Below are 12,066 nucleotides of genomic sequence, written 5' to 3'. Positions count from 1 at the left end.
TAAAGTGTTGTGTGCTAACGATAGATATACACATTTTTGCCCTTTACCGAATAATTGAAGTTTTCGATGAGTTTTAACACGTTTAAGGCTTCGGTAAGGCTTTCTTTCCCGAAATGTGCGGTAAATTCTACTGTTTTAAGATCGGGTTCTTTAAAGTTTACTTTTACACCGTACCAGCGTTCAAAAAGTTTAGCCACTTCATCAAAACGGTTGTTTTTAAAAATGAGTTCGTGGTTGAGCCAGGCGGTTTCGATTACTTTATCGGCCCCGGTCCCGTTAAAAACGGTTAGCTGGCTTATACTTCCTTTACCGTTGGATAAAGTAAATTTATCATTCGGTTTTAAAATAAAAGTTTGGTCGCTATTATTTTTAAGCGATACCGATACCTTTCCCCTGATCAAAGAGGTTTCGGTAAAAGTGTCGTTTTTATAGGCTTTCACATCAAATTGGGTACCCAGCACTTTTACGGCTAACTGTTCGGTATGTACAATAAATGGATGTGCGGCGTCTTTTTGTACCTCAAAAAAGGCCTCGCCCGACAGGTACACCTCTCTGGTATTATTTTTAAACTGTGCCGGATATTTTAAGCTACTGCCCGCATTGATTTTTACGGTAGAGCCATCGGCCAATACGATGGTTTTAACTTCGGAAGCTTTAGTTTGTACGTTTAATAAATCAGGTTGCGGGGAGAAAATGGTTTGACGGTTATAAATCAATACCGCAGCCAAAGCGATAGCCAGAACGGCGGCAATTTTTAACCATATACCAAAAGATTTATTTTTATTAATCGTTAAAACCGGTTGCTCAGGAACTTTAATCTGCGCTTTGATCCGTTCGAAAATGGGATTAATATTTTCATTTTCAACAGGTTCGGCCTCAAAATAGGCTTGCAACACATCATGCTCCTGCTTAAGTGCCGGATGATCGGCCAAAATGGATTTAAGCTCAACAGATTCATCCGGCGAAATTTCTCCGGCCAATTGTTTTCCAAGCAATTCTGTAAATCTTTGATCTGTCATTTGAGTTTCCGTCCTTTATGATATGTTCCTTTTTATGAGAAAATTGCCTACAAAAAATAAAAAAAAGATAAAGTACCTACTAAGATAACCAGAGAGATGATTTTTCCAATCATTTTTTCATCTGTGCCCTTATCTTTTATATTTAAAGGCTGCAGGATCACGCGGAGTTTGGCAATAGCCCTGAACAACTGTGTCTGCACCGTTCGTGGTGAAATATCCAGCAGCTCGGCTACTTCTTTGTATTTCATTCCGCTTTCTTTGATCAATCTGAAAACCGTGGCGGCCTGAGGTGCCAAACCTGCTATGGCTTTATCAAGCTGACGGTGAAGTTCTTTGGTTTCAATCAGGTATTCGGGCGTATGCATATTCACCGAAACATCATCTCCGGCATCAACTAAATCGATAAACGTAACCGACGAATTTTTTTTAAGGTATTTAAGTGATTGATTTTTTACCGCAATAAAGAAATAACTTTCAGGGTTGAGTACATGGGTACTTTCCTTCCGGTTTTCCCAGCATTTAACAAATACTTCGGTAACGATATCTTCCGCAGCCTGCTTATCGGTTACATAATAAACGGAGAATTTAAGCAGCCTGCCATACAGAAAACGATAAAGCTGCTCAAAGGACGTTATATCATCTTCGAGACAAATCTTCTTCCATAAAACGACTAGATCTAGCTTGACTGCTTTCAACTTGGTTAGTTTTTGAATCAAATGTAAGGTAATAAAAAATATTTCATAAAAAAATCTTGCCGCTGTAGGCAATTTGACAAAAAAAAGGATTCTTCTTTTAGTGCCATGTTGATGGCACAAGCCATTTATAGATCTATTGAAGCTGAAACGATGAATAAAATCAATTATGTACTGGGCATTGATATTGGCGGTTCGCACATTACCGCGGCCGTAATCGATATGCAGCAGCGTAATATCCTTAAAAACTCTTATACCCGCGATCGTGTAAACTCACATGGCACAACCGAACAAATTATAAAAACCTGGTGTACCACCATTAAAGCAGCCTATAAAAAGGTTGACATCCAGATTGGCCGTTTGGGTATTGCCATGCCCGGGCCGTTCGATTACGAAAATGGTATTTCTTATATCGCCGGGAATGATAAATACGCTGCATTTTATGGCCTCAATGTAAAAGACATGCTGGCAAGCGAACTGCAGATCAGCAGCAATGAAATTTTAATGAGTAACGATGCCTCCTGTTTTTTAGCGGGAGAAGTTTTTGCCGGCGAAGCCCGTAACTATAGTAACCTGATCGGGATTACACTAGGCACTGGCTTAGGAAGCGCAATTTGTTCAAAAGGAAAAATTATCGATGCCAATTTGTGGTGTGCGCCATTTTTGGATGGCATTACTGAAGATTACCTTTCTACACGCTGGTTTTTGAAACGCTATTACGAGCTTACCGGATTAAATATTTTAAATGTTCGCGAACTTACCTTACTTTACGATGAGAGCCCGACCGTACGGAAAATATTTACCGAATTTAGCCAAAACCTTGGCCTTTTTTTAAAAGATTTTCAACAGGATAATGTAGCAGAAGCCATTATAATCGGTGGTAATATTGCCAATGCTTCCAGTCGTTTTATTCCTGGTGTGGTTAAATACCTTCAATCGCAAGGCATCGCCTCCCCTATACACATTTCTCAGCTAAATGAAGATGCTGCACTTGTTGGTGCTGCAGGATGCTGGGCGGTACAGCCAAAAGAAACCGTTGAAAAATTATAATGAAGCACAGGCCTGAGCGTTAATTTATTTTATAAATCAATATTATTTACAGGTAAGTATATTATACTAGCTCCTCTGCGATACGTCATTCCCAACTTTGATTGGGAATCTTAAAGCATATGACATTAAGATTCCCGCCTGCGCGGGAATGACGATCGCACTAATGTCTTTTGTCTATTATAGTCTTGTTAAAGATTCTTTTATCATTAATTACGCATCACGCCTGCTCTCTACCGTATATATAAAACTATCGGCAAGATAATAGCCTAAATTATATTCGATGGGCCTGTCTCCCTGGTCGAAAACATAACGTTTTCTAAAAAGCAGCGGGCTCCCGGTCTCTACATCGAGTTTTGAAGCAATAAATTTATCAGCAGCTTTGGCACTTATTTCTTCTTTTGATAAGTTGGCAATAACGGAATGGTCTTTCTCCAAAATTTCGTACAGCGGCCGTTTAAAATCCTCATCACCGCTAAGCCCTATCCGTGGATGAAAATAAGAGATGAAATAAACAAAAGCTCCTTCAGCTTTTCCTCTTAAACGCTCTAACTTCAACACTTTTTTATCAGTAGCAATATCAAAAAAATGAGCCAGTTTTTCATCAGGTAATACCCAGCTGATGTGAAGTTCGAAATTTTTGACAGGAATGCCACGTGCCTGCATTTCTTGCGAGAAACTTAACCAGTTAGTTGCTTTAGAGCTCACCGAAACCTCTGCAACTTTAGTCCCAATGCCTTTTTTGCGGATCAGCAAACCTTCATAAACCAATTTATTCAATGCCTGCCTAAGCGTGGTTCTGGATATAGCCAGCTGTTTAGCCATATCCACCTCATTTGGTAGAAATTTGGTGGCATATTCAGGATCTTTAATCAGGTTCCGCAATAATTCTTCTGCCTGAATATGTAAAGGCACAGGGCTTTTGTGATCAATTGAAAATTTCATTTTTTTATCATGCATCTCTTTAGGCAACAAGAAATGCGAAATGCATCCTAGCAAAGATAAAAAAAGCACTTACAAACAGAAACATTATGTATGCATATAGCCTTTAAAGTAAAATGATATTTTCAGATCACTTCTCCTGGAAATAATTGGATTAATCTAAATCCAAGCCTTATTGAAACAGAAAATAAGAATTATTTTAAAATATTAGGATATATGTACATACATATATACATTTGTTATAAAACAATGATATTGTCCAATTTATGGAAGTAAAAAATAACGTTCAGGAAACACCCGTAATTAATAAATGGAGAAAAAGCGGTGAAAGAATTTTGCCAGAAAAGATTGATCATTTTAATCAACCCGAAAATGGCTATAACCTATATCCTGTACACCCTTTAGGCAGCAACAAAATATTTAATGGTTATCCGTCACTGGCATCGTGGATTATTGAGCAGGAAACGGTAATTATTGATGGTTACATAGGCGTTTTTTGGCAAGAGGTAGAATTGCTTTTGCAACAGGAGTTTGAGAAAAAGAATGTAAAAGTTAACTGGATCCGATCATCAGAATATCTGAAAAATACCGATGAGCTATCACAGCTGGTTAATCCTTTTCTGGGAGGACCTAAAAGCGTTTGGGGCAAAAAATCCACGCTCAAAATCGAAGATTTTTTTATCAGCGGGTATCATTCTATTCAGCCTGATGCTCAATATGAAGTAAACATTGTAATAGGAATAGGTGCCGCGCTAATCAACTGGAACGCCCCCATCATTTACCTCGAAATCCCTAAAAACGAAATCCAGTACCGCATGCGTGCCAATTCGGTTAACAACCTTGGAGCAGATGGTCCGAAAAGTGATTTTGAGATGTACAAAAGATTTTATTTCGTAGACTGGGTGGTACTCAATGAACATAAAGCTGAAATTTTAAATCGGATCAGTCTGGTTGCCGATGTGCAGCATAAATCATCTATAAACTGGATTACTGCAAATGACTTAAAAAAAGGCTTAAAACACATCAGCCAATCCATATTCCGCGTGAGGCCATGGTTTGAAGCCGGTGCATGGGGCGGACACTGGCTACAGGAAAACATTGAAGGTCTTAATAAAAAAGAAGTAAACTATGCCTGGTCTTTCGAGCTGATTGTACCTGAAAACGGCATTGTTTTCGAAAGTAATGGCAACCTGCTTGAAGTTGCTTTTGATTTTTTAATGTTAACCGAAAATCAATCGGTACTGGGCAAACATGCACCAATTTTCGGGACCGAATTTCCCATCAGGTTTGATTTTCTGGATACCATGGATGGAGGGAATCTTTCTGTTCAATGCCACCCATCGTTAAAATACATTAGGGAAGAATTTGGTGAAAACATTACCCAGGATGAAACCTACTATATTTTGGACTGTAAAGAGGATGCTAAAGTTTACCTGGGTTTCCAGGAAGATATTAATCCGATTGAATTTAATAAGGCATTAATTAAAAGCCAGCAGTTAAGTCAGGAGATAGACATCGAAAAATATGTGCAGGTACACGATGCGAAGAAACATGACCTTTTTTTAATTCCAAATAGCACTGTGCATAGTGCCGGAGCCAATAACTTAGTACTCGAGATTAGTGCAACACCCTACATCTTTACCTTTAAAATGTACGATTGGCTCCGTTTGGGATTAGATGGCCAGCCGCGGCCCATTAATATTGAACATGCTTTTAAAAACTTAAATTTCAATAGAAAAGGGAATGCCGTTATTGAAGAATTAATTTCCAAACCATCGGTGATCGAAAGAGGGTCAGATTGGGAGTTAATCCACCTTCCAACCCATCAGGAACATTTTTATGATGTCCACCGGCTGGAGTTTGATACGGAGATTACGGTAAAAACAAACGATGTTTGCCATATATTAATGTTGGTAGAAGGTACAGCCATCAAAGTAAAAAACAGAGATGGCCAGATTACTGATTTTCACTATGCCGAAACTTTTGTAATTCCTGCCGCAGCCGAAAGTTACACCCTGATTAACGCTGGTACTAACAGAGCCAAAGTAATTAAGGCATTTGTAAGAGATGAACTGAATTTTGAGGCGCTGTAAAATGCACACAGAAGATTCAAAACCCGTGTTTATCTGTGTACATCTGTGGCTAAAACATAATTATTAACCACAGATAAAAAAAGGATCAACGCAGATAGCCAATATCTCATCCGTGTTCATCTGTATACATCTGCGGTTAAGCCTGATCAGTCTATAATACGCTCAGGTATTTTCCATTTTGAAGGAAAACTTATTAAAGCGTCAGTTGGAAACAACTGACACCACGAAATACATCCGTGGCTAAACACAAATAATAGATATTTAACCAAATTATAAATTATGAGTAAGCAAAAAAAAACCAGTGTGCTTTTAATAACACTTGTAGCATCTTTGGGTGGCTTTTTATTCGGCTTTGACATGGCCGTTATATCCGGGGTTTTACCCCTGGTACAAAAGCAATTTGCTTTAAGTGCATCGCAGGAAGGATGGTTCGTATCTTCTGCTCTGGTCGGCTGTATTATTGGCGTAGCCCTTTCAGGCGAACTGAGTGATAGATTCGGCAGGAAAAAACCATTGATTTTAACCGCTGTTCTCTTTGTGGCGTCTGCTATGGGCTGTGCATTATTCCCTAACCTCTCTGGTGTTATTGCTTTTCGGGTTTTGGGCGGCATTGGCATTGGTATCGCTTCAAATGTGGTACCTCTTTATATCTCAGAAATTGCTCCGGCACAAATCAGGGGCAGATTGGTCACTTACTACCAGTTTGCGCTTACGTTTGGTATCCTGGTTGCTTACCTAAGTAATGCGGCTTTGTTAAACGGGGCTTTAACACAACATGTTGACACTTCAGCTTTAAGCAGCATATTTAACCAGGAAGTTTGGCGGGGCATGCTGGGCATGGGCGTATTGCCTGCAGTTCTGTTTTTACTTGGCTTATTGCTCATTCCGGAGAGCCCGAGGTGGTTGATACAAAAAGGCCGGACAGCAGAAGGCGCTTTAATTATCAGCAGCATTACCGGGCAAACATTGCACGAGATTCATCAAGAACGATTTACAACGGAAAACAACAGTTCTAAAAGCTCTTATAAAGAGTTATTTGCTCCATCTATGCGTAAAGCATTATTAATCGGCATTTTATTGCCTCTATTCTCTCAATTTAGCGGCATTAATGCCATTATATATTATGGACCAAGAATACTCGGTAATGCGGGCATTTCGTTAAGCAATTCGCTGATCAGTCAGATCATTTTTGGTTTAGCCAATATGATTTTCACCCTGTTTGCCATCTGGAAAGTAGATAGCTGGGGCAGAAGACCACTTTATCTCTACGGCACTGCAGGAGCTGCAATTTCATTGATCCTTACGGGTATCTGTTTCTATTTTAATGCCACTTCAAGCATTTGGCTTTTAGTGTGTGTATTGGCATTTTTGGCCTGTTTTGCCTGCTCAATCGGACCATTAAAATTTGTAGTGGCATCAGAGATATTTCCTGGCGCCATACGTGGAAGAGCCCTGGCCATTAGCATTATGGTAATGTGGGTGGCCGATACCATTGTAGGGCAGATTACTCCTATTTTGTTAAATGAGATTGGCAGTGCGGGTACTTTTTGGTTTTTCGCCTTTTTCTGTATCGTAGCATTTATTGCCGTTTATAAACTACTGCCCGAAACTAAGGGAAAATCGCTTGAACAAATAGAAAACGACTGGAAAGATGGTGCTGATAAACCAGTACTTTTTCATTAACAAATGGATTTATGGATATGACATCGAACATCAGGATTAAGTTTGCCATTTTATTGCTGACCACTTTATTTTTCAGTCGGGTAAAAGCACAGTCCGACCGTGATTTATTGGCTTATGCAGATCCGCGCATTGGCACGGCACACAGCCGCTGGTTTTATTTTACGCCAGGAGCTGTACCCTTCGGAATGGCCAAACCAGCACCATCAACCAATGGATCGTATGGCAATAAAAGTGGTTGGGAAGCGGTAGGCTACGACCAGAGGCATACTTCGATAGAAGGTTTTGCTAATTTTCATGAATTTCAAATAGGAGGAGTAGTTTTTGCCCCGTCAGTGGGAAAACTGCAAACACTGGCCGGAAGTTTAGAAAAGCCTGAAACAGGTTACCGTTCCACTTTCGATCACCAGGATGAAATAGCCATGCCGGGTTATTATTCGGTACTGTTAAAAGATTATAAGATTAAAGCCGAACTCACTTCGACCAAAAGAGTGGCTTTTCATCGCTATACCTTTCCGAAATCGAAACAGGCCAATATCATTTTTGATATCGGGCACCAACAGGGTGAGAGTGGCGAAGTGACTGATGCAAAAGTTTACCTCACTCCAGATGGGAGAATTGAAGGATATGTGATTACGCAGCCGGTTTATGTTCAGAAATATCAGCCGGGTGCCGATGTAAAAATGTACTTTTCGGCGGTAGCAAGTAAAAAACCCACTGCTTTCGGCACTTTTAATGGAGAAAACATTTCAAAGAGCAAAAAAAGTACTAGTGGTAAAGGCGCAGGTTTGTACCTCACTTTTTCCACTGAAGAAAAAGAAAGCATTACCTTAAAAGCTGGACTCTCCTACACTTCAATTGAAAACGCCAGGCTAAATTTAAAGCAGGAAGCAGCTCATCTCTCATTCGACCAGGCCAAAGAACAGGCATTGAATACCTGGGCAAGCTACCTTGGCAGAATCAGGGTGACTTCAGAAAACAAACAAGATCTGACGAAATTTTATACCGGCTTATATCATGCATTATCTGGTCGTGGTTTAGCAAGCGATGTAAATGGTGCTTACCCCAAAAACGATGGCGGAATCGGGAGAATTCCACTCGATAAAAATAATGTACCCTTACATAACCACTATAATACCGACGCGATTTGGGGTGCTTTCTGGAATTTAACACAGCTTTGGGCCATCGCCTATCCCGAATATTATTCGGATTGGGTTAAAAGTCAGTTATTGGTGTATAAAGATTCAGGCTGGCTTGCTGATGGCATAGCCAATAGCCGCTATGTATCAGGCGTAGGTACAAACTTTGTGAGTTTGGCCATCGCATCGGCTTATAATTCGGGCATTCGCGATTTTGATGTAAAAACGGGTTATGAAGCAGCACTTAAAAATGAATTAGATTTTAAAAAACGGCCATTTGGTGCCGGGAAACCGGATTTACAAAGGTTTTTAAAATATGGCTATGTAAATCATTTAGATCAGGGTACCGGGGCAGATGAAAACTGGAAATTTTCGGCTTCGCACACGCTCGAATATGCCTTTAGTTGTTACGCTGTAGGCCAATGGGCAAAACTGTTGAACAAAACAGCAGATTATAACCGTTTAACAGCACTTTCAAATGCATGGAAAACCATTTTTGATCCTGGCTCCAAATTCATCAGGCCTAAGGATGAGCAAGGAAAATTTATTTCCGATTTTAATCCCAAAGCCGCATGGAGAGGTTTTCAGGAAGGAAATGCATGGCAGTACACTTTCTATGTCCCTCAAAACCCGATGGGTTTAATATCGGCCATTGGTAAAGACGATTTTAATAAAAGGCTCGATAGCATTTTCACTGTATCTGAAAAAAATAAATTTGGCGGCGGCACAACAATCGATGCCTTTTCCGGATTGGAGAGCCTATATAATCATGGCAATCAACCCAATTTACACATTTCATGGCTGTTCAATTACGCTGGGAAACCATCGCTTACCCAAAAATGGGTGAGAAAAATTTTGGATGATTTTTATGGCACAGAAGGCATACACGGTTACGGCTATGGGCAGGATGAAGATCAGGGCCAGCTTGGGGCCTGGTATGTAATGGCTTCGATGGGCATTTTTGATGTAAAGGGTTTTACTGATGCTTCGCCTGAAATCGGGCTATCGGCTCCGGTTTTTAACACCATCAGGATTAAAGGCAATAAAAAATATTTTAGCGGAAAGGATTTCGAAATCGAAACCATTAATAACAACAAGGATAATAGTTATGTGGAGTCATTTTCACTTAATGGTAATGCATTAAAAACGCCTTTTATGAAACTTAAGGATATTCAAAATGGCGGGAAATTGTTGATCCAAATGGGGAAAATGCCTAAAGATGAGTATTGATGAGTAAAATAATGGGTATCGGACCATTCCATTTATTCTGTCATTCTGAGCGCAGCGAAGAATCTGTTTGTAATTAACTTTATACTTTAATGCTCCATCTTACTTTGACCTGAAGCAAATCGGAAGTCCCTATTTCATCGGTTTGAGATTCTTCACTGTGTTCAGAATGACAAACCCTCCAAAGATCAGCCGTCGTTTCCGTGCTGGTGCTATCGTATGGAGAAAATTAATTATAAAGATTTTTCTACCGCTCTATGCCGCGGGGGCATGGTACTTTGGTGCGCCAAAGTACCCAAAGCGCTTTGTCAATCCGGCAAGGGGCCTTTTACACAAACCCCATACACATCAAAAAAACAGCGGCACTTTGTTTTGTGTTCAATATTTTTTAAAATTAAATCATCGTTTATGAACACAAAACCACTGCATTTCAGGTTTGTTAGTGCCATTTGTACTGTTGTGTTACTGTTTTTTGATTCTCCTGGCCCTTGGGATTGACGGACGTGCTTCGGTAAGGATTGTCTTATTTGAAAGCAAGTTAGCATAGTCCCTTAAAAGTTATGTCAACACGGAAGGCAGGAATTTTATCAATAAAAAAGGGTAGTAAACGCATTGTTTATTACCCTTTTTATTATGTGTGTGTTTAATGTGTAACGCAAAAACCGAATTTCAACCCTACCCTACTTCTTCTTCTCCAGCTCATTAATAGCCGTCCACAATACGCCGGCTTCACCTCTAAAACTTGAAGAACCTTTTGGTTTATTATCGGGTGTGTACCATTCGTAAAAACCATTGTTACTGATTACCCTGGCCAACATCGGATCCAGTGCTTCCTTCGCTTCTGCCAATAAATTATATCGGATAAGCTGGGTAACCATCCTACCCCCAAACCAGGTCCAATCGCCTCCATTCTGGTAAGAATATGGCCCCATTACCTTATTTTGAAAGGTACCTGCCGGATAAACCGGGTAAAGTGTAAGGCCGATAGTTGCTGCATGGGCGTCTTTAACATTTTGCTGCATCTTTTGATAAGCTTCCTTTACCTGTTTTTTGGTTAACAAGCCAGCTTCAATGGCAACGGCTGTACCACCATGATAATATACTTTTGATTCGTCAAACGATGCCGGAAAGGGCGAACCATTTAAATAAACATGCGGAATATATTTCTGTGCTTGATCATCCCATAGATATTTGTTGATATTTTGACGCACATTCTTGTAAATCCCTTTCCATTTACGGGTCTGATCGGCACTTAAATCTCCAACAGCCATAAAATCTTCCATAGCGATTAAAAACATGGCATTATCATAAATATCAATTGCCCGGTGAGTATTTTCATCTATCACCACTCCCCATCCCTGTTCTGGCTGTACATCGCCCCAATCGGCAGTGGTTGCACCCCAAATTAAGCCATATTTCTCATTAAACCGTTCCTTCATCAGAAAATCCATCGCCCTTTCCATCTGATTTTTAACCGTTAAACCCGCAACTTTATCGTTTAAGATGGTTTTATCCCCTGTTATGCGGATATATTTTGCAATGGCCTGAATCAAAGAAGTTTCCTGATCGGTTTCTACCGTATTTTTGTGCCCAAGAAACCCGGGAACCAAATCAGATTTGTAAAATTTACCTTCAGTGCCTGCTTTCTCTGATGGAATGTAACCATCCAAAATAGATCCATCTGGCTGCTGAAACTGAAAAAATGTGATCAGGTGTTTTCTGATCTGCGATTTATCATTCACCTTACAGCTGAGCTCGATAAAGGTATTTAAATCCCTTATCCAAACTTCTCCATAACCATCACCAGCGGTAAAACCTTTTTTGATCAGTTCTTCGGCCATGGTTTTAACCTTGTTCATCACCTCTGGCCGAACATTTTTATACTCTTTTGCTGGCAACCTGGTTTCTTGCGCCAAAGATATCCCCTGAGAACCAAGTACAATCAGTGCTGCTAATGCAATATTTTTATTCATGTGGCTTTAACAAATTTATATGTACAAACATATACACATTAATCTAATTTACAAATATTTCCCAATAAATATTTATTCATCAATAAAGATATGTAATCAGGAAGTGTAAATCATGTTTTACACTCATTATATAACTGGATAAAAGCACTTTAAACCTATTTTCATTTTAACCATTTTAAATTTTGATCTTAACTTATAGCAAGCTATGTTTGTACATACATAATCAATTTATTTTAAAGCGCGCAGATCAATTA

The 12,066-nt window shown here is 39.6% G+C and carries 8 protein-coding genes; 4 read left to right on the top strand and 4 right to left on the bottom strand.

What is annotated here, in order from left to right; translation table 11 throughout:
* Positions 1 to 14 precede the first annotated feature (14 nt).
* On the bottom strand, positions 15 to 1,019 hold the full coding sequence (locus U859_RS0117670; RefSeq protein ID WP_025144657.1) for a FecR family protein: 1,005 nt from the start codon (positions 1,017 to 1,019) through the stop codon (positions 15 to 17).
* A gap of 47 nt (positions 1,020 to 1,066) precedes the next feature.
* Positions 1,067 to 1,714 carry an RNA polymerase sigma-70 factor gene (locus U859_RS0117665; protein ID WP_162799982.1) on the bottom strand — a complete coding sequence of 216 codons (648 nt, stop codon included), beginning with the start codon at positions 1,712 to 1,714 and terminating at the stop codon, positions 1,067 to 1,069.
* 111 nt (positions 1,715 to 1,825) lie between these two features.
* Here U859_RS0117665 and U859_RS0117660 point away from each other — a divergent pair, with 111 nt between their 5' ends.
* Positions 1,826 to 2,761, top strand: coding sequence for an ROK family protein (locus U859_RS0117660; RefSeq protein WP_162799981.1), 936 nt, complete (start codon positions 1,826 to 1,828; stop codon positions 2,759 to 2,761).
* 210 nt (positions 2,762 to 2,971) lie between these two features.
* On the opposite strand, the gene U859_RS0117655 is transcribed toward U859_RS0117660, so the two are convergent.
* A complete protein-coding gene (locus tag U859_RS0117655) occupies positions 2,972 to 3,703 on the bottom strand; it encodes a GntR family transcriptional regulator (RefSeq protein WP_025144654.1) in 732 nt (243 codons plus the stop codon).
* Between the two features lie 263 nt (positions 3,704 to 3,966).
* Between U859_RS0117655 and U859_RS0117645 the strand changes: the two genes are divergently transcribed.
* From U859_RS0117645 to U859_RS0117635, 3 genes are all read left to right on the top strand, one after another.
* A complete protein-coding gene (locus U859_RS0117645) occupies positions 3,967 to 5,793 on the top strand; it encodes a class I mannose-6-phosphate isomerase (RefSeq protein WP_025144653.1) in 1,827 nt (608 codons plus the stop codon).
* A 279-nt stretch (positions 5,794 to 6,072) separates the two neighbouring features.
* The gene (locus tag U859_RS0117640; protein ID WP_025144652.1) at positions 6,073 to 7,476 is read left to right on the top strand and encodes a sugar porter family MFS transporter; all 1,404 of its coding nucleotides are present in this window, start codon (positions 6,073 to 6,075) and stop codon (positions 7,474 to 7,476) included.
* Between the two features lie 11 nt (positions 7,477 to 7,487).
* Complete coding sequence (locus tag U859_RS0117635; protein WP_025144651.1) at positions 7,488 to 9,842, top strand: GH92 family glycosyl hydrolase; 2,355 nt, start codon at positions 7,488 to 7,490, stop codon at positions 9,840 to 9,842.
* A gap of 677 nt (positions 9,843 to 10,519) precedes the next feature.
* On the opposite strand, the gene U859_RS0117625 is transcribed toward U859_RS0117635, so the two are convergent.
* Positions 10,520 to 11,812, bottom strand: a complete 1,293-nt coding sequence (locus U859_RS0117625; protein ID WP_025144649.1) for an amylo-alpha-1,6-glucosidase — start codon at positions 11,810 to 11,812, stop codon at positions 10,520 to 10,522.
* Positions 11,813 to 12,066 lie beyond the last annotated feature (254 nt).

The sequence above is a fragment of the Pedobacter jeongneungensis genome, from assembly GCF_000633455.1.
GTDB lineage: Bacteria > Bacteroidota > Bacteroidia > Sphingobacteriales > Sphingobacteriaceae > Pedobacter > Pedobacter jeongneungensis_A.
Note: the sequence above shows the minus strand (reverse complement) of the source record. Positions and strands in the feature narration are given on the sequence as shown.